The sequence below is a fragment of the Maribacter sp. Asnod1-A12 genome (assembly GCF_045063735.1).
Lineage (GTDB): Bacteria > Bacteroidota > Bacteroidia > Flavobacteriales > Flavobacteriaceae > Maribacter.
This window is the reverse complement of the sequence record NZ_JBEFNZ010000006.1, coordinates 733,670-756,322: the sequence shown is the minus strand read 5'-3', so window position 1 is coordinate 756,322 and position 22,653 is coordinate 733,670. Positions and strand designations below refer to the sequence as shown.

At 35.7% G+C, this 22,653-nt stretch carries 19 protein-coding genes; 12 read left to right on the top strand and 7 right to left on the bottom strand.

Annotated elements, in window-relative coordinates:
* The first annotated feature begins 87 nt into the window (after positions 1-87).
* From ACJJVP_RS03240 to ACJJVP_RS03215, 6 genes are all read left to right on the top strand, one after another.
* Positions 88-2,193 carry a bifunctional aldolase/short-chain dehydrogenase gene (locus tag ACJJVP_RS03240; RefSeq protein WP_405410687.1) on the top strand — a complete coding sequence of 702 codons (2,106 nt, stop codon included), beginning with the start codon at positions 88-90 and terminating at the stop codon, positions 2,191-2,193.
* Positions 2,194-2,266: 73 nt separating this feature from the next.
* Complete coding sequence (locus ACJJVP_RS03235; RefSeq protein ID WP_405410686.1) at positions 2,267-3,547, top strand: sugar isomerase; 1,281 nt, start codon at positions 2,267-2,269, stop codon at positions 3,545-3,547.
* 10 nt (positions 3,548-3,557) lie between these two features.
* The gene (locus ACJJVP_RS03230; RefSeq protein ID WP_405410684.1) at positions 3,558-4,931 is read left to right on the top strand and encodes an FGGY family carbohydrate kinase; all 1,374 of its coding nucleotides are present in this window, start codon (positions 3,558-3,560) and stop codon (positions 4,929-4,931) included.
* Positions 4,932-4,939: 8 nt separating this feature from the next.
* A complete protein-coding gene (locus ACJJVP_RS03225; RefSeq protein WP_405410682.1) occupies positions 4,940-6,085 on the top strand; it encodes an alpha-hydroxy-acid oxidizing protein in 1,146 nt (381 codons plus the stop codon).
* Positions 6,086-6,274: 189 nt separating this feature from the next.
* Positions 6,275-7,480, top strand: coding sequence for an alpha/beta fold hydrolase (locus ACJJVP_RS03220; RefSeq protein ID WP_405410681.1), 1,206 nt, complete (start codon positions 6,275-6,277; stop codon positions 7,478-7,480).
* Positions 7,481-7,499: 19 nt separating this feature from the next.
* A complete protein-coding gene (locus ACJJVP_RS03215; protein WP_405416126.1) occupies positions 7,500-7,778 on the top strand; it encodes a DUF427 domain-containing protein in 279 nt (92 codons plus the stop codon).
* A gap of 64 nt (positions 7,779-7,842) precedes the next feature.
* Here the strand turns inward: ACJJVP_RS03215 and ACJJVP_RS03210 are convergent, their stop codons facing one another.
* The 5 genes from ACJJVP_RS03210 to ACJJVP_RS03190 all read right to left on the bottom strand — a co-directional run bounded on the left by ACJJVP_RS03210 (position 7,843) and on the right by ACJJVP_RS03190 (position 12,773).
* Entirely contained in the window at positions 7,843-8,091 is a 249-nt protein-coding gene (locus ACJJVP_RS03210; protein WP_027065025.1) for a hypothetical protein, read from the bottom strand.
* 133 nt (positions 8,092-8,224) lie between these two features.
* Positions 8,225-10,609, bottom strand: a complete 2,385-nt coding sequence (locus ACJJVP_RS03205) for a TonB-dependent receptor domain-containing protein (protein ID WP_405410679.1) — start codon at positions 10,607-10,609, stop codon at positions 8,225-8,227.
* 246 nt (positions 10,610-10,855) lie between these two features.
* The gene (locus ACJJVP_RS03200) at positions 10,856-10,978 is read right to left on the bottom strand and encodes a hypothetical protein (protein ID WP_262493301.1); all 123 of its coding nucleotides are present in this window, start codon (positions 10,976-10,978) and stop codon (positions 10,856-10,858) included.
* A 234-nt stretch (positions 10,979-11,212) separates the two neighbouring features.
* Positions 11,213-11,344 (bottom strand): hypothetical protein, encoded by a 132-nt coding sequence (locus ACJJVP_RS03195; RefSeq protein WP_262493302.1) that lies wholly within the window; start codon positions 11,342-11,344, stop codon positions 11,213-11,215.
* 181 nt (positions 11,345-11,525) lie between these two features.
* On the bottom strand, positions 11,526-12,773 hold the full coding sequence (locus tag ACJJVP_RS03190; protein WP_405410677.1) for a 3-deoxy-D-manno-octulosonic acid transferase: 1,248 nt from the start codon (positions 12,771-12,773) through the stop codon (positions 11,526-11,528).
* Positions 12,774-12,862: 89 nt separating this feature from the next.
* Between ACJJVP_RS03190 and ACJJVP_RS03185 the strand changes: the two genes are divergently transcribed.
* From ACJJVP_RS03185 to ACJJVP_RS03170, 4 genes are all read left to right on the top strand, one after another.
* Positions 12,863-14,017 carry a DegT/DnrJ/EryC1/StrS family aminotransferase gene (locus ACJJVP_RS03185; RefSeq protein ID WP_405410675.1) on the top strand — a complete coding sequence of 385 codons (1,155 nt, stop codon included), beginning with the start codon at positions 12,863-12,865 and terminating at the stop codon, positions 14,015-14,017.
* 44 nt (positions 14,018-14,061) lie between these two features.
* Positions 14,062-15,078 (top strand): UDP-glucose 4-epimerase GalE, encoded by a 1,017-nt coding sequence (gene galE / locus ACJJVP_RS03180; protein WP_405410673.1) that lies wholly within the window; start codon positions 14,062-14,064, stop codon positions 15,076-15,078.
* Positions 15,079-15,154: 76 nt separating this feature from the next.
* On the top strand, positions 15,155-16,426 hold the full coding sequence (locus tag ACJJVP_RS03175; protein ID WP_405410672.1) for an amidohydrolase family protein: 1,272 nt from the start codon (positions 15,155-15,157) through the stop codon (positions 16,424-16,426).
* Between the two features lie 46 nt (positions 16,427-16,472).
* A complete protein-coding gene (locus ACJJVP_RS03170; protein ID WP_405410670.1) occupies positions 16,473-16,826 on the top strand; it encodes a hypothetical protein in 354 nt (117 codons plus the stop codon).
* A gap of 7 nt (positions 16,827-16,833) precedes the next feature.
* On the opposite strand, the gene ACJJVP_RS03165 is transcribed toward ACJJVP_RS03170, so the two are convergent.
* A complete protein-coding gene (locus ACJJVP_RS03165) occupies positions 16,834-17,937 on the bottom strand; it encodes an acyltransferase family protein (protein WP_405410668.1) in 1,104 nt (367 codons plus the stop codon).
* Positions 17,938-17,973: 36 nt separating this feature from the next.
* Positions 17,974-18,489: an alpha-ketoglutarate decarboxylase gene (locus tag ACJJVP_RS03160; RefSeq protein WP_405410667.1), complete on the bottom strand. Its 516-nt coding sequence runs from the start codon at positions 18,487-18,489 to the stop codon at positions 17,974-17,976.
* A gap of 117 nt (positions 18,490-18,606) precedes the next feature.
* Here ACJJVP_RS03160 and ACJJVP_RS03155 point away from each other — a divergent pair, with 117 nt between their 5' ends.
* Entirely contained in the window at positions 18,607-21,402 is a 2,796-nt protein-coding gene (locus ACJJVP_RS03155; RefSeq protein WP_405410665.1) for a 2-oxoglutarate dehydrogenase E1 component, read from the top strand.
* Positions 21,403-21,427: 25 nt separating this feature from the next.
* On the top strand, positions 21,428-22,648 hold the full coding sequence (odhB, locus tag ACJJVP_RS03150) for a 2-oxoglutarate dehydrogenase complex dihydrolipoyllysine-residue succinyltransferase (protein WP_405410664.1): 1,221 nt from the start codon (positions 21,428-21,430) through the stop codon (positions 22,646-22,648).
* Positions 22,649-22,653 lie beyond the last annotated feature (5 nt).

Here is a 22,653-nt window from a genome sequence, read left to right as displayed (position 1 = left end):
CAGTATAGTACAGGATGCTATATTGGTTGCTAACTTTTAGCTTAGCTTGCTAATGTAGCGATAATACTAATTATTTAAGTAATGTTCATGAGTCATATATCTGAGAATTTAAAGTATGTTGATTATTTATGGGACCACAAGAAAGCCGCCGAATTAGGTGATGATCAAGTTGCCTTATTTCTCTACCGTTCAAATATTTTAGGTGCAGATTTGAGAATAACCAACTACGGTGGTGGAAATACAAGTTGTAAAACCATTGAAAAAGATCCGTTGACAAATGAAGAAGCTGAAGTAATGTGGATTAAAGGTTCTGGTGGCGACATCGGTACCTTGACCAAAGCTGGTATTGCAGGTCTTTATACGGAGAGACTGCGGAATTTAAAAAATGTTTATGGTGGTCTAGAGGATGAGGATCGTATGGTTGGTCTATTCAATCATTGCATTTACGACTTAGAAAGTAAAGCACCTTCTATCGATACCCCGTTACATGGATTGTTACCTTTTAAACATATAGACCATCTACATCCAGATGCTTTGATTGCGGTTGCCGCAGCAAAGGATAGCGAAAAGGTGACGAAAGAAATATGGGGAGATACCATGGGGTGGGTTCCATGGCAAAGACCTGGTTTTGATTTAGGTCTTCAGCTAGAAAAATGTCTAAACGACAATCCCGGAATTCGTGGGATTGTATTAGGTAGTCACGGACTTTTTACCTGGGGCGATACCTCTTATGAATGTTACATAAATAGTCTTGAGGTTATTGAAATGGCTTCAGAATACATAGAAAAAAAGATTGCCGATAACGGTAGTGTATTTGGTGGTCAAAAATTAAAAAGCCTTGATAAAGAAGATCGTGTAGAAAAAGCTGCACAATTAATGCCAATGCTAAGGGGGCTTTGCTCGTCTGAAAATAGAATGATCGGTCATTTCAATGATAGTGATGTTGTTCTTGAATTTATAAACAGTAATGATTTAGAACGTTTAGCGCCAATGGGCACTTCATGTCCTGATCATTTTCTAAGAACTAAAATACAGCCATTAGTGCTTACATTAGACCCTAAAGAAGACCTTTCAGATACGGCAACGGTATTTTCAAAATTGCATCCAGTATTTGAGCAATATAGAAAAGAGTATAATACTTATTATAAAACGCATAAACGTGATAATAGTCCTGCTGTTAGAGATGCTAATCCTGTTATAATTATCTACCCTGGTGTAGGTATGTTCAGTTTTGCTAAAAACAAACAGACTACTCGGGTTGCTAACGAGTTTTACATAAATGCAATCAATGTGATGAGAGGTGCCGAGGCAATCACATCATATACTTCTTTACCTAGACAAGAAGCTTTTGATATTGAATATTGGTTACTTGAAGAAGCGAAGTTACAACGTATGCCTAAAGAAAAACCCTTATCTCGTAAGGTAGCTATGGTTACTGGTGCAGGTGGTGGTATTGGTAAGGCAATAGCCGATAAATTAGCTGAAGAGGGAGCTAATGTTGTGTTGACCGATATTGTTGAGAGCAGACTTGAAGAAGCGGTCGCTACCTATGCTAGAGATGTTGCAAGCTATGCCATTTGCGATGTTACAAAAGAAGTATCTATAAGCGAAGCTTATAAAAAAGCATGTTTAGAGTTTGGAGGTGTAGATATTGTAATTCATAGTGCAGGTCTTGCAATTTCAAAACCATTAGAAGAAACTACAGATAAAGATTGGGATATACTGCAAAACGTACTGGTAAAAGGTCAGTTCGAACTTGCGAAACAAGCTGTAGGTATTATGAGAAAACAAAACTTAGGAGGTGATTTCATTAGTATTGCCAGTAAGAATGGTCTGGTATCAGGTCCAAATAATGTTGCTTACGGAACAGCGAAAGCGGCCCAACAACATATGGCAAGGTTATTAGCAGCGGAATTGGGTGGTGATAAAATACGTGTAAATACCGTAAATCCTGATGGGGTTATTGTAGGTAGTAAAATATGGGAAGGTGATTGGGCAGAAGGTAGAGCAAAAGCATACGGAATTACCGTAGATGAGCTACCGGCACATTATGCAAAAAGAAATCTTTTAAATGAAATTATTTACCCTAAGGATATTGCAAATGGTGTATTTGCTTGTGTAGGTATTTTAGATAAAACCACCGGAAACATCATCAATGTTGATGGCGGTATGAGTAATGCCTTTGTAAGATAAATTAGTTTGTACTTTCATGGGTTATTAGGGTTAATTAGCTCATGGAAGTATTTTTCCAATAATTAAGAAGTTTATGAGAATAGATAAAAATCAACTTGGTGTTGCAAATAGAAAAGACATTATTGAGCATAATGAAAATTTCGAATTTTTAGCTAATAAATTGACTAAAAATGGAAAGAATGTTGATGCAATAATAAAAAAAATTGAAGACTTTCAGATAGCCATACCAAGCTGGGCATTAGGTGCTGGAGGTACTCGTTTTGGTCGTTTTGGTTTCCAAGGCGAACCATCTAGCCTAGAGTTGAAAATTGATGATGTGGGTATTGTTCATTCTCTCACGCAAAGTGCGGGTGCCATTTCATTACATATTCCATGGGATGTTCCTCAAGATTATAATGCTATAAAAGACTTGGCTAAATCTCACAACATCATATTTGATGCGGTCAATTCCAATACCTTTCAAGACCAAAGAGATTCAAAAGAAAGTTATAAGTTCGGGTCGCTGAGTAACACAAGTAAAGCTGCACGAGAACATGCAGTGGCACATAATATTGAAGTTATAAAAATTGGCGATAAACTGGGTTCAAAAAGTTTAACGGTATGGTTGGCAGATGGGGCTAATTTTCCTGGTCAGAATAATTTTCAATCTGCACTTCAAAATACTGAAGATAGTTTAAAGGATATTTACAAAACGTTACCTGATGATTGGAAAATGTTTATTGAATACAAACCTTACGAGCCTAATTTTTATAGTACGGTAATTCAAGATTGGGGTACCTCTTTTATGCTAGCAAATGCCTGTGGAGAAAAAGCATATACTCTAGTTGATTTAGGGCATCACTTGCCGAATACCAATATCGAACAAATAGTTTCTACCTTAATGTTAAAAGGAAAATTAGGTGGTTTTCATTTTAATGATAGTAAGTATGGCGATGATGACCTTACTGTTGGCAGTGTTAAACCTTATTCTTTATTTTTAATTTTTAATTCCTTGGTATATGGTATGGAGAACAATCCTCAAAACCCATATCCTGCATGGATGATAGATGCTAGTCATAATATTAAAGATCCTTTAGAAGATTTAATTCAGTCTTTAGAAGCCATAAAAGAAGCATATGCAAAAGCGTTGCTTGTAGATCAAAAGCTTTTAACGACCGCACAATTAAATCATGATGTTGTAAAATGTCAAGAGATACTTCAAGCTGCCTACCGAACGGATGTGCGACCATTACTTGAGAAGGCAAGGCTAAATAAAGAAGGTGCATTAGATCCCTTAAAAGTTTATAGGTCATTGCAGGTAAGAGAAAATTTGATTAGAGAAAGAGGCGCTGATTCAGTCGCATCTGGTCTATAATTATACTGTAATGAAGATAAAGGTAACGGCTGTATTCGATATTGGAAAAACGAATAAAAAATTCTTTCTTTTCGACGAATCTTTTAGAGAGATTTATCGCGAGTATATTCGTTTTGAAGAAATAGAAGATGAAGACGGTTACCCTACCGAAAATCTAAAAGCTTTGAAAGATTGGGCTGTCGGCATTTTTGATAAAATGCTAGACACAAAGGAATATGATATACAAGCTTTAAACTTTTCTTGTTATGGAGCTAGTTTGGTGCATATTGATGAAAACGGTAAGCCACTTACGCATCTTTACAATTACATGAAACCTTTAAAGGATGAGGTTTTAGGTTCTTTTTATGAAACTCACGGTGCAGAAACCGAAATTACTAGAGTAACCGGGTCACCAAAATTAGGCATGTTAAATGCAGGAATACAGTTATATTGGCTAAAGTTAGCCCAGCCAGGGGTCTTTGAAAAAATTCAGTATTCGTTACATCTACCACAATATTTAAGCTATTTATTTACAGGTATTCCGCTAAGTGAGTATACAAGTATAGGTTGTCATACCATGCTATGGGATTTTGAAAAGAAAGACTATCACGACTGGGTGTATAAGGAAGGTATTGATAAGAAATTGCCTCCAATTCAATCATCATGTAAAACAACACTGGTTAACTATAAAGGACATCATATTAATGTAGGTAGTGGTATTCATGATAGCTCATCAGCTCTAGTACCGTATATTCGTAGTGTTTCCAAGCCTTTTTTATTGGTTTCCACTGGTACATGGAGCATTTCTATCAACCCTTTTAATGAGAGGATGTTGGGTTTAAATGATATTGAAAATAGTTCGCTTTTTAATATGCGAGTAGACGGAAGTGCTGTAAAAGTTTCGCGATTATTTTTAGGTAACGAGTACAAGGTCCAAGTCAAAGTATTATCCGATTATTACAATGTGCCTTATGACTGTCATAAAAAAGTAAAATTCAATCAAGATATCTTTTTAGAAATCAACAGAAATTTTACTCACATGTTCAAGTGGTCTACTATGTATTCAGAACATATGCCTAATGAAACCATATTGGTATACGATAGTTATGAATATGCTTATCATCAATTGCTTTTAGAATTAGTTTTACTTCAAGAGAAGAGTATTAAAGCTTCTATTGGAAATTCTAAAATCAAAAAACTTTATATTGACGGTGGTTTTAGTGATAATATAGTGTACATACAAATGCTTTCACAATTTATGAACACGATGAAGCTTAGAACTGCAAATTCTTCGCTTGGTTCTGCTCTAGGTGCTGCAATCGTTATTTCAGACAAGATATTAGAACCTAAATTTCTTAAAAATAATTACGATGTTAAAAAACACGTGCCACTTATTTTAAAATAAAATTAGTTATGGCTATGAATTTCAACTCAGACTATCCGTCAGTAGAGGATTTGCGGTCTAAGGCAAAATCAAGAATTCCAAAGTTCGCTTTTGAATATTTAGATGGTGGCTGTAATGAAGATGTAAGTCTTATTAGAAACACATCTGATATTCGAAAGGTTCAGTTACAACCACGGTACCTAAGGAATAATGGTACATCTAGTTTAAAGACGAAAATAATGGGGATGGAGTTTGATGCTCCTTTTGGTATTGCCCCTGTCGGACTTCAAGGTCTCATGTGGCCAAATACACCGGCTATTCTTGCAAAAGCAGCACATAATCATAATATTCCGTTTATACTTAGTACTGTTACCACCATGGATATTGAAAAAGCTAGCGAGCTGACAGAAGGTAATGCTTGGTTTCAATTGTATAACCCCGTTGACGACGCGATAAGAGATGATATTATCGATCGTGCCGAAGCTGCGGGCTGCCCTGTTCTTGTTTTATTATGCGACGTACCTACCTTCGGGTACCGCCCGCGCGATTTTAGAAATGGATTGGCACTACCACCAAAAATGACTATGGCTAATATTCTTCAAATTTTAGGAAAACCCCAATGGGCATATAACACCTTAAAATATGGTCAACCTACTTTTGAGACATTGAAGCCATATACGCCAGAAGGGCTAGATTTAAAGCAACTAGGTGCTTTTATGGATAAAACTTTTTCAGGTAGATTGAATGAAGAGAAAATTAAGCCAATTAGAGATAAATGGAAAGGAAAACTAGTTTTAAAAGGAGTTGCTTCTGAACAAGATACTCAAGATGCTATACGCATGGGTTTTGATGGTATTATCGTTTCTAACCATGGCGGTAGACAGTTAGATGCAGCTCAATCGACGATAAATTCGCTTCAAGAAATTACAGCTAAATATAGCAATCAAATTGAGATTATGATGGACAGTGGCTTACGTTCAGGTCCTGATATTGCGCGTGCAATAGCTAGTGGTGCTAAATTCACCTTTATGGGTCGTTCTTTCGTTTATGGAACTGGCGCGTTAGGTGACAAAGGCGGTGATCATACTATCGGGATGCTAAAAACACAGTTTAAACAGGTTATGGATCAATTATGTTGTGAACGTGTTGAAGATTTACCAAAACATCTTATATAAATTGCAATTATTTTTCTGTTCTCAATAATTTGCAATAGAGAAGCCTTTTGAAAAATCAAGGGGCTTTTTTTATGGATGATTTTTTTATAATAAGCTCTTTAGAACTTCCTTTTAAAACAGATTTGTAAGTTTTAACCTTTATTTACTTCTAATACTCTAGATTAAATTAACAGTTTAGAAAGGTCAAATATGGGGTTCGAAAAAGTATCGTTTACAAATTCTGAAGGAAAACAATTAGCGGCTAGGTTAGAAATACCTAATGACCAAGAGGCGCATAGTTATGCCATTTTTGCACATTGTTTTACTTGTAATAAGAATTTTTCTGCCGTTCGTAATATATCAAGAGCTTTAGTGAATAAGGGTATTGCCGTACTTCGATTCGATTTTACCGGGTTAGGTGATAGTGAAGGTAGTTTTGAAGATACCAATTTTTCATCGAACGTTTCTGACCTTATTCACGCGGCCAAATTTTTAGAAGAAAATTATAAGGCTCCTGCTTTATTAATTGGACACTCGCTTGGTGGTGCAGCTGTGATTTTCGCTGCTTCTCAAATTGCATCTGTTGTCGCTGTTTCAACTATTGGTGCTCCATCTTCACCAGCTCATGTAAAACATTTATTCATATCTAATGTGGAAGAAATAAATGCTATAGGAAAAGCAAAAGTGAATATTGGTGGTAGGGACTTCACCATTAAAAAAGATTTTATTGATGATATTGAGTCAAAACCTATGAAAGAGGTTTTAAAGAACTTGAGAAAACCATATTTGGTCATTCATTCGCCACAAGATACTATTGTGGGTATTGAAAATGCAAAAGAACTATATCAATACGCGCATCATCCTAAAAGCTTTATTTCAATAGATAAGGCGGATCATCTTTTGACGGATAATGAAGATTCTACTTATGTAGGCAATGTTATTGCTGGTTGGGCAGAGCGTTACCTAGATATTCCTAAGAGAGCACCATTAAAGACTGCTCATCAAGTAGCGGTGAGTATAGGTAATGAAGGCTTTACCTCTGAAATAGTTTCTGGTAATCATTTGTTGATTGCAGATGAACCTACTGATTTTGGTGGAAATGATTTTGGTCCTTCTCCGTATGATTATGTTTCATCAGGATTAGGAGCTTGTACCGCAATGACATTGAGAATGTACGCCACTAGAAAGAAATGGGATTTACAAAGAGTAATAGTACATGTTGATTATGGCAAAGAGCATGCCCCAGATTCTGAAAACACAGCAACGATTAAGAAAATAGATACCTTTAAAAGAAAAATAGAACTGTTCGGTAATCTAGACGAAAAACAACGTCAGCGGTTATTGGAGATTGCCAATAAATGTCCCGTACATAAAACTTTAACCACTGGTTCTACAGTATTAACGGAATTAAAATAGAATTAAATATTAAGATATGATACAAGCAATATGGAATAACGAGGTAATAGCAGAAAGTGATGTTACAGTAGTGATCGAAGGAAATCATTATTTTCCTCCAACAGCAATAAAACAAGAATTTTTTAAGAATACTGAGACCCATACAAACTGCCCTTGGAAAGGTGTGGCATCATATTATGATATTGAGGTTGACGGTGATGTAAATAAAGATGCTGCATGGTATTATCCTGAAGTTTCAGAATTAGCCAAAGGAATTAAGGGTTATGTGGCTTTTTGGAAAGGTGTAGAAGTAAAATAGTTTATATTAAAAAAGGTCAGCTTTAGGCTGACCTTTAAATTTTTAACTTAAATAATTTTTGCATTTATGCAGTAGCATTTTGTGGTGCCCAATGGCTACACGACATGCCCGGAGCAGCTTTTTGTGGGTTAGCACAATCGCTTGACTCAAATCTAATACAGGTTACACAATTAGTATCGTCCTTCAAAGCTGCTTTCATTTCAAAACTATCACAAGTATAGCTGTTTCCGACTTTTACGCCATGAACTTTACAAGTATTTCCTTCTACTAAGTTATCGCAGTTAACGCAACTATTTCCTAATCTTATCGACATAATCTTTTGTTTTAAATTCAATTTAAATTTACAGCTGTATGTCTTTAGAAGCAATTCAAATAGCTGTTTTACAGTAGTATGTATTTAGATTATTTAAAAATAGCGGCGATTTTAGTAATGCATTACAGGTGATTTAGAAGCGTTTTTGACCTGAAAACTCCATCGCTTCTCCTTTGCCAAAACCAAAACTGATACCCAAGGTTACAAAGCGGCCTCTTTTACTATAATCTCTTAAATAATATGTGGGTTGGCTCGTGATACTCTCGCTTATACGCGAAGCAAAAACATCTCTCACGCTAAAGTTGATAATGGCTTTCCCTTTAAGAATCTTCTTTCGTGCTCCAAAGTCCATAAAAAGATTTTCGGAAACTTCTTGTTGAAGTGTTCTGTAACTGGAGCGGTAATTGCCTATAAACTCTAAATCAATATCTGCAGGTAATTTAAATTTTCCGGTTAAACGTGTAGACCATTGATTGCCTTCAAAATCGAACGAGCTACCTTCAAAGTCTCCTTCTCTTGTAAAATGACTGTAATTGAAATCGTTTGTGAATGACAACCAATTGGCAGGAATGTATTTTGCATTAAATTCTAAGCCGGTAGTATTATTAATGCCTACATTCTCAGGTCTTGATATACTTATGTTGTCAGCAAATTCTACAATGCTTTCTACAACATCTTCAGTATGTCTGTAAAATAGACCAAGGTTCATAGATGCTTTTCCTAGCTTATAAATACTGGTTATTTCAAAACTATCGGTAAATTCTGGCTGTAGGTCTGCGTTGCCTGTACTTATGCTGAAACTGTTTCTTATATTAAAAAACGGATTTAAATCCCACAAACGGGGTCTAAATATACGTTTAGAGTAACCTGCTTGTAATGATAGGTCATCGTTAATTTTATAGCTGGTGTGACCGCTAGGGAAAAGATTACTATAATTTTTATCGTTGCTTACATTCGTTGTTTGTAGTAAGGTAGCAACATCGGTGTCTTCAAAACGAAGTCCTACTTTTATGCCCCATTTATCTCCTTCATAAGCAGTGGTACCGTAAATGCCCAGTACTTTTTGGGTCCATTGGAATACGTTGGTCAAGTTAGGGTCTTCAATGAAATCCGTACCATCAAAATTGCTGATGGCAAAATCATTTTCTACATCATTAATTTGATATTGCGCACCGGTCTCCAAAGTAAATTGCTCTGACCAAGGGTGTGTATAATCTGCTTTGAAAGTATATTCTGCTTGAGTGAAATCTGTTCTACTTTTTTGAAGTGTATCGTCATCAGTACCAATAGTAGTGGTATTGTTAAAGTCTGATGTTTGATCCTTTGCGAATAAGTTTCCAGTAGCACTTAATAACAAGGATTGTTCTTTATTGCCTTCAAAATCCTTTTTGTATTGAAGTTCGTATGAGTATTTCGGATTTGTAGCTTCCGTCAGTTCTTGTCTTCTAAAAGCGTCTGTCAATGTATTGCTTTCATCAAAAGTGCTGAATATGGCATCTGCAATTTCCTTTTCCCATTCATATGCAAAATTTCCCGAGAGTGTAATTACGTTAAGGTCGTTGATATGATAATCTGTGCCTAAAATAAGATTGAAGAATGTCTCGTTCTTGTCGTTCTGGCCAAAACTGTTGATGTATGTGCTATCTTCTAAATTACGATTTTCGGTCTCTTCATCACTTGGGAAGGTTCTACGACCAAAACCAAGCTGACTAAATAAGTTGAATTTTTCAGTACGTCTATTTAAGCTAAGACCTATACTGTGATTATTTGGAATACCTGTGTTTAAAGTAACGGCTCCATTTAGCCCTTTTTTTTCTTCTTTTTTAAGAACGATATTGATGATACCTGAAGTTCCTTCGGCATCGTATTTTGCTGAAGGGTTGGTAATAACTTCAATACGCTCTATCATATCTGCAGTCAAAGTACCAAGGGCATTACCCTGTTCATTAGCTATGACCGATGGTTTGCCATTAATCAACATTTGTACACCTTGGCTGCCCCGTAAACTTATAGTACCTTCAATATTTACATTTACAGAAGGTACATTGTTCAAAACTTCTAATGCACTAGCACCTGTACTACTTAAATCGGCGCCCACATTGAAAACACGTTTGTCTAATTTAAATACTGTCTGACTTACTTCACCTTCTACCACCACTTCGTCTAATTGTTGAGAGTCTTCAGCAATAGAAACTGTTCCTAAATCAATTTTTCCTTGTGTGATGGTGGGGTTATCAAATCTTTTGGTGGTAAAACCTATAAAACTAACTTCAATATAGAAATCTGCAGCTGTTGTCTCTAAGGTGAAACTACCATCTTGCAAAGTTGTAGTGCCCACAATAGGTTTTTGATCTGTAGGGTTACCTACAAGAACGGTGGCAAATTCAATAGGACCGCCATTATTTGTTTCTACAATTTTGCCGGAAATGATAGTAGTGGTCGTGCCTTGTGCTAGGGTTAAATGAGTGCCCAGCAACACAATGATGAGCAGAATCGAGTGATGAAGTTGGTTGTGCATGATAAAGTTGATGTTGTTGAATGTAAAGATGCATTATTGTTCGCATATTTAAAACCAATATTCTACAAACAACATCAGGAGTGTTTTAAACAACCAACTTTTGAGAAAATTCATCCTTAAAAAGGTTGGTGTTCCAATAAATATAAAAAAGGATTTTAGAATAATAATTTAAATAAAAAATGCCCCTTTAGTAAGAGGCATTTTTTTAAAGTAATTTTTTTCCAATAAGGGTTTGGTTTTAAAAGGTTAGACAATCCCCAAAAGGGCTAAAAAAGCTCCTACTACAACTACAGCTAAAAATGCATGCATTGCAATAACAAGCACGGAGAGATAAGTTTCTACTCCGGTTTTAAATGATAAATTGTTCATAACATTACCTACTTTAAAGTTACACTACTAAAGTTAGTTGAATTAAGCAACAATTCCATAGAAAAAGTTGTAAAACTCTCTTAAATAGATGTAAAATTCTATATTTTTGTGGTATATGTTTTTTAAAATATGCATTTCAGCCTAGAAAATGGTATCTCGTCGATAACTGAATTACAGCACTTTAGAATTTTATATCACAATTTGTAGCTTTCGTAAGTATTATTATGATGAAATCTATTTAATAAGATTCAACCAATCTGCTATGCCTGCCAAGGGTACAGATAAAAGTATTATTACCAAGCAGGTAACCATTAATTTAAGAAATCCATTGAGTATTTTAACTCCTGAAGTTAGTTCTTGTTCCATAATCATTATTCTATTGTTCTGCTTTCAATATGGTAGATCTAACCTAAAGTGCTGTTAAATAGAGGGGTAAAATCGATTAACGTATAGAAAGTATCTGTGTAAAGTATGTTTTCTATACAATAACTATCAGTTATGAAAATGGTTTATTAAATAATACAGAAGGTGGTTAATTGAATATAATTCAATTATTTGATGTTAAAACTGCATTTAATTTAGAAACAATACGTTTGGTGGCACCAGCTTTTTCTTTGATGTAGCCTGTGTTTATAAGACCGATTTTTGAGCTGTAGTCAATATTTTCAAAGCACTTATCTGCATGCTCTTGGAATTCATTTTTATTCTTTATAGAAATGACACCTCCTAGTTGTACCAATTCTTCTGCCTCGGCAAATCCATTATACTGTGGGCCTATAATAACCGGGATACCGAAGACAGCTGGTTCTAATGTATTGTGCAATCCTGTAGCAAAACCGCCACCTACATATGCGATGTCGGCATAGCTATATACTTTGGTCAAAATACCGATTATGTCAATAACGATTACATCATATTCAGCTAAAGTTGCATTCTCAATTTCTGTATAGCGTATTACTTTTTTGTCAATAGCTGCTATTATCTCTTCAATATGATTATCCTTGATGGCGTGCGGAGCTATTACAAATTTTATTGGCTGTAAATTTTTATTGATATAGTCTATGATGATTTTTCCGTCCTCTGCCCATGTGCTTCCTGCAACAAAGCAGTACTTATCATTTTTAAAGCGGGTCATGAAATCTAATTTATTGTCACGCTCTACTATTTCACTTACTCTATCAAAACGAGTATCTCCGGCAATGGTTACATTAGTATATCCAACGGAATTTAATAGTGATTTTGATTTTTCGTTTTGTACAAAAAAGTGCGAGAAGTTATTTAATGCGTTGCGCATAAAACCACCATGCCACTTAAAATAAATTTGATTGTCTTTAAATAATGCTGAAATTAAATAGGTTGGAGTATCAGCTTTTTTTAAGGCATTTAAGTAGTTGGGCCATATTTCATATTTAATAAAAATGGCGATATCTGGGTGTGCGGCTGTCAAAAAGGAATTTACTTTCCGTTTCGTATCCATAGGTAGGTAGCAAATAACATCAGCTATTTTGCTATTCTTTTTTACTTCGTATCCTGAGGGGGAAAAAAAAGTAATTATTATTTTATGTGTAGGATGATGAATTTTTAATTGTTCAATAACAGGTAAACCTTGTTCGTACTCGCCTAAAGATGCTGCATGAATCCAAATAACGCTGTCTTCTTTTGAGATAGACTGCTTAATTAACGAAATAGTTTCTTTTCTGCCCCTTACAAATAGCGATAGTTTTGAATTCACCAATGCCAATACCTTTAAAATGGCAGATGCGCTTATGACAAGAAGATTATAGATAAAGTTCAAACAGATGCTTTTAGGCTAAATTACGTTTCTTCCATAAAATTAGTGTCGTCTGTTTCGTATTTTTGTACGACTTCATGTAATTACAACAGATGAAAAAGATACAAATGGTAGACCTAGGTGGTCAATACCAAGAAATTAAAGATCAAGTAAATACTTCTATAACTCAAATTTTAGAAACGTCGGCATTTATAAACGGACCAGAGGTTCATGCTTTTCAAAAGGAGCTAGAAGACTATCTTCAAGTCAAGCATGTAATACCATGTGCCAATGGTACCGATGCTTTGCAAATAGCAATGATGGGTTTAGGTTTGAAACCTGGTGATGAGGTTATTACTGCAGATTTTACTTTTGCTGCAACAGTAGAGGTTATTGCGTTGTTACAACTTACTCCGGTTTTGGTTGATGTCTATCCAGATACGTTCAATATTAATATAGAAGCTATAGAAAAAGCAATAACGCCAAAAACGAAAGCTATAGTTCCTGTTCATTTATTCGGTCAATGTGCCAATATGGATGCTATTCTTGAGTTGGCAAAAAAGCATGATTTGTTCGTTATTGAAGATAATGCTCAGGCAATTGGAGCTAAATATCTTTCAAAAGATGGTACAAAGCACATGGCAGGTAGTTTGGGTAATGTAGGTGCAACATCTTTCTTTCCTTCTAAAAATTTAGGTTGTTATGGTGATGGTGGAGCAATTTTTACTAATGATGATGAACTAGCTCATACCTTAAGAGGTATTGTTAATCATGGTATGTACGAGCGTTACCACCATAATGTAGTTGGTGTTAATTCTAGATTAGATTCTATACAGGCCGCAGTGTTACGAGCTAAACTACCTAAGCTAGACGGTTACTGCGATGCACGAAGAAATGCTGCTCGTGCGTATTCAAAAGCATTTGAGGGTCAAGAGCATATTATTACGCCAGTAACGGTAAATAATTGTGAGGGTATTTGCGATGTGTGCGATTGTCATGTTTTTCATCAATATACGTTGAGAATTACCAATGGTAAAAGAGATGAGCTAGCACAATTTTTGGCTAAAAATAAAGTTCCTTTTGGTGTCTACTACCCAATTCCGCTACATAAGCAGAAAGCTTATCTGGATGATCGATATAAGGAAGAAGATTTTCCTGTAACCAATCAATTGGTCACAGAAGTACTGTCTTTACCGATGCATACAGAATTAGATGAAGAACAGATTAACTACATAACTGAGTTAATTATCGGATTTGTAAACGGGTAGTGGTGTAGTTTTTTAAATTTGATAACAATCAAACAGCATTGTAAATGAAAGTATTAGTAACAGGCGGATTAGGTTTTATCGGTTCTCACACAGTAGTGGAGCTTCAAAACAAAGGGTTCGAAGTGGTCATTATAGATGATTGCTCTAACTCTGATGAAAATGTACTTGATGGTATTAAAGCTATTACAGGTAAAAAGCCGCTTTATGAAAAGTTAGATTTAAAAGAAAAACATAAAGTTGAAGACTTTTTTCAACGATATCAAGATGTTGCTGGCGTTATCCATTTTGCTGCCTCTAAAGCAGTAGGCGAAAGTGTTGAGAAACCATTGTTGTATTATGAAAACAATATTGGTACGTTAGTTTACATATTAAAGGAACTTTGTAAAAAGAATAAGGCTAGTTTTATTTTTAGCTCTTCTTGTACAGTTTATGGTCAGGCAGATAAAATGCCGATTACAGAAGACGCACCGGTTAAGGTAGCAGAATCGCCATACGGTAATACCAAGCAAATGGGCGAAGAAATAATAGCAGATACCTGTAAAGTTACTCCAAGTTTAAATGCTATTGCCTTGCGTTATTTTAATCCAATGGGTGCACACCCAAGTGGAGAAATAGGGGAGTTGCCAAAAGGAGTGCCTCAGAATTTGGTGCCTTTTATTACGCAAACTGGTATTGGATTAAGGGATCAGTTATCCGTTTTTGGAGATGATTACCCTACACCAGATGGTACATGTATAAGAGATTATATTTATGTGGTGGATTTGGCTAAAGCTCATGTGGTTGCTTTGGAGCGTTTGTTGAACGGAAAAAACGAATCTAATTTTGAAGTTTTTAATGTAGGTACCGGAACTGGTAGCTCGGTATTAGAGGCTATAAAAAGTTTTGAAAAAGTATCTGGCAGAAAATTAAATTATAAAATAGTTGACAGAAGACCAGGTGATATTACCACTGCTTATGCAGATACCACTAAAGCAAATAAAGTATTGGGCTGGAAAGCGGAGTATACTTTGGAAGAGGCCATGAATTATGCATGGATTTGGGAACAGAAAATACGTGACTGATTTTTTCAGTTGTAACCATATAAATAAGGGGAAATATAGCTATATTTCCCCTTATTTAATTTAAAGACCACCTCTTATGAAAAAATCATTATTTCTTCTCATGCTTCTGTCTTTTACAGTAGCTACAGCGCAAGACACATTCCTTCAATGCGGTAAAATTGTAGATGTTGAATCGGGTAAGGTGTTGTCTGAGAAAACAATTGTTATTTCGGGTAACAAGATTACAGAAATCAAAAATGGTTATGTAGTTGGTGGTGATCAAGATCAGGTGGTAGATTTAAAGTCAAAGACCGTATTGCCGGGTTTCATAGATATGCATGTGCACATTGAAAGCGAATCTAGTCCGTCAAGATATTTAGAGGCTTTTACCATGAATGAAGCTGATGTCGCCTTTGAATCTACGGTATATGCAAAAAGAACATTAATGGCAGGCTTTACAACCGTACGTGATTTAGGTGGGTCAGGAGTGAATATTGCCTTGAAAAATGCAATTAATAAAGGTACTGTTGTTGGTCCACGTATTTTTACAGCAGGTAAAGCACTTGCTACTACAGGTGGTCATGCAGATCCAACTAACGGTAGAAGTAATGAATTAATGGGTGATCCGGGACCAAAAGAAGGTGTAGTCAATTCACCTGCAGATGGTAGAAAAGCGGTTCGCCAACGTTATAAAGATGGTGCGGATGTCATTAAGATTACTGCAACCGGTGGTGTTTTAAGTGTTGCTAAAAATGGTCAGAACCCTCAGTTTACTATTGAAGAAATAAAAGCAATTACAGAAACGGCTAAAGATTACGGTATGCTTACAGCAGCGCATGCGCATGGTGATGAAGGTATGCAAAGAGCCATTTTAGGAGGAATTAAAACTATTGAGCATGGTACTTTGATGTCAGAGGAAACAATGGAATTAATGATTAAGCATGATACGTATATGGTGCCAACCATTTCTGCAGGACAAGAAGCGGCTAGGCTGGCAAAAATACCAAACTACTTGCCACCTGTTGTAGCTAAGAAAGCTTTGGAGATTGGTCCTAAATTGAATGCAACTTTTGCAAAAGCTTATAAAAAGGGGGTGAGTATCGCTTTTGGTACCGATTCTGGAGTGTCGCCTCATGGAGATAATGCTAAAGAATTTATCTACATGAACAAAGCAGGTATGCCTATCATAGAAGCGTTACGTTCAGCTACAATTACAAATGCAATGCTTTTAGGTGAGAAAGAATTAGGTCAAATCAAAGAAGGTTATTTAGCCGATATCGTTGCAGTAAATGAAAACCCATTAGATAATGTAGAAACATTAACAGATGTTGTTTTTGTTATGAAAGATGGTGTTGTGTATAAGCAATGATTTTGGATTATTTTTTATTTGATGAAGTAAGGTATATAGGTGCGAAATGAAGTTAAATGTTGATAATAGCGAGCAATTAATGAAGGTTGCTATTGGTGATTCTCTTTTTGATAAATTGAAGCATCAGGTGGAGAAGGATTTTGTTCTTGCCAATATACCTCTGCAAATTCCTGAAACATTAGGTCATACGGAATTTATAGCGCTTATTCGTGAGAAAGTGTATTACTTAATGATGGAGCATTTTGCTGAATATTTAAACTTAATGTACATCATAGACATTCCGGAAAGTGCATTTCAGAATATTGAAATCACCGATACAGTTGATGTTGCAGATCAGGTCACATTATTGATTTTAAAGCGGGAGTATAAAAAGGTATGGTATCGTAATCGATATCAATAATGTTACTTTATACCTTTATATAAATACCTTTTTTGTCCATAATATAACCAACTAGCCAGCAGGTAAACATTATCCATAAAGCAAATAATAGCGAACCAAAATAATCGCCAGCTGTGGCTATGAAAATGTTATCTGCTATCCAGTTATAAGCATTTGTGCCATTCATGGATATTGCGGCCAAGCTGATAATGAACAGTTCGGATAATAGGTAAATAAATAGTGTGTTTCTGCCAAATACTTCAAAGAAATACGTCCATTTGCCAGGTTTGGACATATCCAGTAGATATATTAAAACGGCTATAATAAATATGTCTATTCCGCTAGTAAGTAATACAAAAGAGCTGGACCAAAGCTTTTTGTTGAACGGGAATATTAAATCCCATGCAAATCCTGCTACAACAAGAAGACCTGCAACCATTATAAGTTTTGCAATGGTTTCAAAATTCTGACCGCTTTTTTGAAGGAATTTTCCGGTAAAATATCCTGCAATAACATTTACTATAGCAGGTAAGGTGCTTAATAATCCCTCGGGGTCAAAAGCTACGCCGCCATTACCATGATACATATGGTCTGCACCAATTAAGAATTTGTCAAGTTTTAATACTGCATTCCCTGTCAATGATAAGTCGCCGAATTCCAACAGTATAATATGATACCCTACTAAAGCCAAAGCGCTAAAAATCAAAACAGATTTTGTTTTAAAATAATATAGTAGAATTGATGCAAATAAGTAGCATAGTGCAATTCGCTGTAATACTCCGAAAATTCTGGTTTCGGCAATCGGTTTTAGACCACCATCTTCAAAAAATGGAAACCAATACATAAGATACCCTAATAAAAATATTATAGTAAAGCGTTTTAGAACCTTTTTGAAAAATGTACTACTTCCTTCGCTTTCGTATTTTTTCATACTAAAACTCATCGCATTACCTACCACAAACAAAAATGTAGGGAAGACAAGATCGGTAAGTGTGAATCCGTTCCAAACGGCATGTTTTAAAATTCCGAAACTCGTGTCTCCATTTCCGGGGGAGTTCACTATAATCATAAGCGCAACATCCATCCCCCTAAAAACATCCAATGAAAGATATCGGTTCTTTAATTTATTCATATTGGTTGGTTTGGTCTTATGAAAGATAACGATTAATTAAAAATAAACACGTACAAATGGCATTAGTGCATTACCGTAAATGCTTTTGTTATCGTCATATAGTAAATCGTAGCGTATACCAAATGTTACATTTCTGTTGCTGTAACCTGCGCCAATAAAAAAAGCCGGTAGCCAATAGTTGTCTTCTATATCTATGGTCGTTGTAGCTATAGTTCTATTTATACGTAATTGTTCAAACTCTGCAGAAAGCTGTATTTGTGGAATTGGATTATATAGTGAAAGAATACTGCCGCCATAAGCCAGTAATTTATCTTCATCGAACTTTGCATAATTGAAGCTTAAGCTTGCACCAGATGCAAATTGATCGTTAAATTGATAAATAGCACTTGGTGCAATTGATCCATTAAATCCATTATTTGTGAATCCTAACCCAATACTTCCACCAAATCTTACGTTATTCCAGAAATCAGCATTGGTTTTTGAAGATTGAGCAAGAGAGAAAGTGATATTTAATGTTGCTAGCCCTATAAAAATTAATTTTTTTAAGCTCATATGATGATTTTGTTTTAAAGTTTCGTTTTTTTCAATAATACATGGCATTCTATCGTTAGATATTGTAAATGTTGTATTTTTGTTAGAAATTTATTCTAAAGATACAGAAAGTAATTCATGGATAAATATTCCTTTTTAAATACCGTTCATACCTCTTTTTTTTCAGAGTTATACGATAAGTACTTAGTAAATCCAGATAGTGTAGAGCCAAGTTGGAGAGCCTTTTTTCAAGGATTCGATTTTGGAATGGAGAGCTCTTTAGATGAGCTGGAAATCGATGAAAATCGTACTACAGTTGTAGTAAATGGTCATTCTAGTGAAATGCCGGAATCTCTTCAGAAAGAGTTTCAGGTAATTCGATTAATAGATGGTTATAGAAGCAGAGGTCATCTGTTTACTAAAACAAATCCCGTACGTGAGCGAAGACATTACGAACCAACTTTAGATATTGAAAATTTCGGATTAGCTTCGTCTGATCTCGATACTATTTTTAATGCAGGTGATGTAATTGGTATAGGTCCAAATTCTTTAAAAGAGATTGTTAGACATTTACAAAGTATCTATTGCGATGCTATTGGTGTAGAGTATATGTATATACGAAAGCCAGAGCGCGTTAAATGGATTCAAGATTGGATAAATGTAAATGACAATCATCCGAATTTTGAGCCAGATCGTAAAAAGCATATTCTTAAGAAGCTTAATCATGCTATTTCTTTCGAAACTTTTTTGCATACTAAATATGTAGGGCAAAAAAGATTTTCTTTAGAAGGAAATGAATCATTGATCCCTGCCTTAGATGTAATTGTAGAACGCGCGGCAGAAATGGGTGTGAAGCAATTTGTTATGGGTATGGCACACCGTGGTAGATTAAATGTACTTACCAATATATTTGGCAAATCGGCTAAAGATATCTTTAGTGAGTTTGACGGTAAAGATTACGAACAAGAGATTTTTGATGGAGACGTTAAGTATCACTTAGGTTGGACGTCTGATAGAAAATCTGATAACGGAAATAAAATTAAGATGAGTATTGCTCCTAATCCATCTCACTTAGAGACGGTCGGTGCGGTTGTTGAAGGTATTGCTAGAGCAAAACAAGATGCAGATTATCAAGATGATATTTCTAAGGTTTTACCTATTGTAGTTCATGGTGATGCTGCAATAGCAGGTCAAGGTTTGGTATATGAAGTAGTTCAGATGGCTGGTCTTGATGGATATAAGACCGGTGGTACCATACATATAGTTGTAAACAACCAAATTGGGTTTACTACGAATTACCTAGATGCTAGAACATCTACTTATTGTACAGATGTTGCTAAGGTGACATTGAGTCCGGTATTACATGTTAATGCAGATGATGCAGAGGCGGTAGTACACGCATCTCTTTTTGCATTAGAATATAGAATGCGCTTTAAGGGTGATGTATTTATAGATTTGTTAGGTTATAGAAAATACGGGCATAATGAAGGTGATGAGCCAAGATTTACACAGCCTAAATTATATAAAGCTATATCTAAACATAAGAATCCAAGAGATATCTATGCAGAAAGACTGATTCAAGAAGGTGTTATTGATGGCACTTATGTAAAGCAGTTAGAAAAACAGTATAAAGATTCTCTAGAAGAAAAATTAGAAGATTCACGTAAAGAAGATAAAACTGTAATTACACCGTTCATGGCAGATGAATGGAAAGGTTTTGAAAATGTACGTGAGTGGGAAATGATGGATGCGGTGAATACTAAATTCACTAAAACCAAGTTGAATAAAATTGCCAAAGTAATTACGGCTTTACCAGAAGGTAAAAAGTTTTTACGTAAAGTTGAGAAATTGGTTAAAGACAGATACAATATGTATTTTGAAGCCGATAATCTTGACTGGGCAATGGGAGAACTTTTGGCATACGGGTCTTTATTAGAAGAAGGTTATGCGGTTCGTATGTCTGGACAAGATGTAGAGCGTGGTACCTTTTCTCACCGTCATGCGGTAATGAAAGTTGAAGAAAGTGAAGAAGAGGTTATTTTATTAAATCACCTTTCTGAAAAACAAGCTAAATTTCAAATATACAATTCACTATTGTCAGAATATGGTGTGGTAGGTTTTGACTATGGTTACGCCATGGCCAGTCCTAATACATTAACTATTTGGGAAGCACAATTTGGAGATTTCAGTAATGGAGCCCAAATTATGATTGACCAGTATATTTCTGCGGCAGAAGATAAGTGGAAGCTTCAAAACGGTTTGGTAATGTTATTGCCACACGGTTATGAGGGACAAGGTGCTGAGCACTCTTCTGCTAGAATGGAGCGTTACTTACAATTGTGTGCTAAGGATAATATGTATATAGCAGATGTGACTACACCAGCGCAGATGTTCCATATTCTTCGTAGACAAATGAAGTCTAATTTTAGAAAGCCATTGATCATATTTACTCCTAAGAGTTTGTTGAGACATCCAAGGGCGGTATCTAAAATTGCTGACTTAACCGGTGGTGGTTTCCAAGAAGTAATAGATGATGAAACTGCAGATGCTAAAAAAGTAAAAAGTTTAGTATTCTGTACAGGTAAGTTCTATTATGATTTGCTAGCTGCTAAAGAAGCGGATAATAGAGATGATGTTGCTTTGGTAAGGGTGGAACAGTTGTTTCCTATACCGGAAAAACAAATGAAAGCGGCTATTGCAAAGTATAAAAATGCAGATGACGTGGTGTGGGCTCAAGAAGAACCTAGAAATATGGGTGCATGGAGCCATTTATTAACGCATTTTGACGAGGCTCGAAATTTCAGAGTAGTGTCTAGACGTTTTTATGCGGCACCTGCAGCAGGTAGTTCTGTACGTTCAAAAGCACGTCACCAACAAGTTGTAGATTACGTCTTTGATAAGACAAAGGACAATATGTCCAAACCTAAAAAATAATATAACATATCAAATTATAGAAAGAATGATTCTAGAAATGAAAGTCCCTTCGCCGGGAGAGTCTATCACAGAGGTAGAGATAGCGGAATGGTTAGTTGAAGATGGGGATTATGTAGAAAAAGATCAAGCAATTGCAGAGGTAGATTCAGATAAGGCTACTTTGGAATTACCAGCAGAAGTAAGTGGTATAATTACATTGAAAGCAGAAGAAGGTGATGCTGTTGCCGTAGGTGCTGTCGTGTGTTTAATAGATACAAGTGCAGAGAAACCAGAAGGTGCTTCAGATGCACCTAGTGCACCGAAGGAAGAGAAAAAAGAAGCGCCAAAAACTGAAAAAGCTCCTCAGCCAGCTAAAGCTAAGGAAACTTATGCTTCGGGTGTGCCTTCACCGGCCGCAAAGAAAATACTTGACGAAAAAGGAGTGGATAGTGCATCTGTTTCCGGTTCAGGTCGTGATGGAAGAATTACTAAAGAGGATGCTGTAAATGCAGTTCCTTCAATGGGTACACCTACAGGTGGTAACCGTGGTGAGACGCGTTCTAAACTTTCCATGTTGAGAAGAAAAGTTGCCGAGAGATTGGTTTCTGCAAAGAATGAAACAGCTATGCTGACCACTTTCAACGAAGTGGATATGAGTGCTATTTTTGAGCTTAGAAAAAAGTATAAAGAAGATTTTAAAAGTAAACATGGTGTGGGGTTAGGGTTTATGTCCTTCTTCACAAAAGCTGTGGTTAGAGCTTTGGAAATGTATCCTGCCGTTAATTCTATGATTGATGGTAAAGAAATGGTTTCTTATGATTTCTGTGATATTAGTATAGCGGTGTCTGGACCAAAAGGATTAATGGTTCCTGTAATAAGAAATGCTGAAAACTTAACATTTAGAGGTGTTGAGGCAGAAGTAAAAAGGTTGGCATTAAGAGCACGTGATGGAGCAATTACTGTTGATGAAATGACGGGTGGTACATTTACTATTACTAATGGTGGTGTATTCGGTTCTATGTTGTCTACGCCAATTATCAACCCACCACAAAGTGCTATTTTAGGTATGCATAATATTGTAGAGAGACCAATCGCTAGAGAAGGGGCTATTGCAATTGCACCTATAATGTATGTTGCGGTTTCTTATGACCACAGAATTATTGATGGTAAAGAATCTGTAGGTTTCTTAGTTGCAATTAAAGAAGCTTTAGAAAATCCAGAAGAATTATTGATGGATAATAACGTAAAGAAAGCTTTAGAAATGTAAATATT

Coding starts and splice junctions, on each gene's coding strand:
- ACJJVP_RS03240 (WP_405410687.1), top strand. CDS start 88: ATGAGTCATATATCTGAGAATTTAAAGTATGTTGATTATTTATGGGAC.
- ACJJVP_RS03235 (WP_405410686.1), top strand. CDS start 2,267: ATGAGAATAGATAAAAATCAACTTGGTGTTGCAAATAGAAAAGACATT.
- ACJJVP_RS03230 (WP_405410684.1), top strand. CDS start 3,558: ATGAAGATAAAGGTAACGGCTGTATTCGATATTGGAAAAACGAATAAA.
- ACJJVP_RS03225 (WP_405410682.1), top strand. CDS start 4,940: ATGGCTATGAATTTCAACTCAGACTATCCGTCAGTAGAGGATTTGCGG.
- ACJJVP_RS03220 (WP_405410681.1), top strand. CDS start 6,275: ATGGGGTTCGAAAAAGTATCGTTTACAAATTCTGAAGGAAAACAATTA.
- ACJJVP_RS03210 (WP_027065025.1), bottom strand. CDS start 8,091: ATGTCGATAAGATTAGGAAATAGTTGCGTTAACTGCGATAACTTAGTA.
- ACJJVP_RS03205 (WP_405410679.1), bottom strand. CDS start 10,609: ATGCACAACCAACTTCATCACTCGATTCTGCTCATCATTGTGTTGCTG.
- ACJJVP_RS03200 (WP_262493301.1), bottom strand. CDS start 10,978: ATGAACAATTTATCATTTAAAACCGGAGTAGAAACTTATCTCTCCGTG.
- ACJJVP_RS03195 (WP_262493302.1), bottom strand. CDS start 11,344: ATGGAACAAGAACTAACTTCAGGAGTTAAAATACTCAATGGATTTCTT.
- ACJJVP_RS03185 (WP_405410675.1), top strand. CDS start 12,863: ATGAAAAAGATACAAATGGTAGACCTAGGTGGTCAATACCAAGAAATT.
- galE (WP_405410673.1), top strand. CDS start 14,062: ATGAAAGTATTAGTAACAGGCGGATTAGGTTTTATCGGTTCTCACACA.
- ACJJVP_RS03175 (WP_405410672.1), top strand. CDS start 15,155: ATGAAAAAATCATTATTTCTTCTCATGCTTCTGTCTTTTACAGTAGCT.
- ACJJVP_RS03170 (WP_405410670.1), top strand. CDS start 16,473: ATGAAGTTAAATGTTGATAATAGCGAGCAATTAATGAAGGTTGCTATT.
- ACJJVP_RS03165 (WP_405410668.1), bottom strand. CDS start 17,937: ATGAATAAATTAAAGAACCGATATCTTTCATTGGATGTTTTTAGGGGG.
- ACJJVP_RS03160 (WP_405410667.1), bottom strand. CDS start 18,489: ATGAGCTTAAAAAAATTAATTTTTATAGGGCTAGCAACATTAAATATC.
- ACJJVP_RS03155 (WP_405410665.1), top strand. CDS start 18,607: ATGGATAAATATTCCTTTTTAAATACCGTTCATACCTCTTTTTTTTCA.
- odhB (WP_405410664.1), top strand. CDS start 21,428: ATGATTCTAGAAATGAAAGTCCCTTCGCCGGGAGAGTCTATCACAGAG.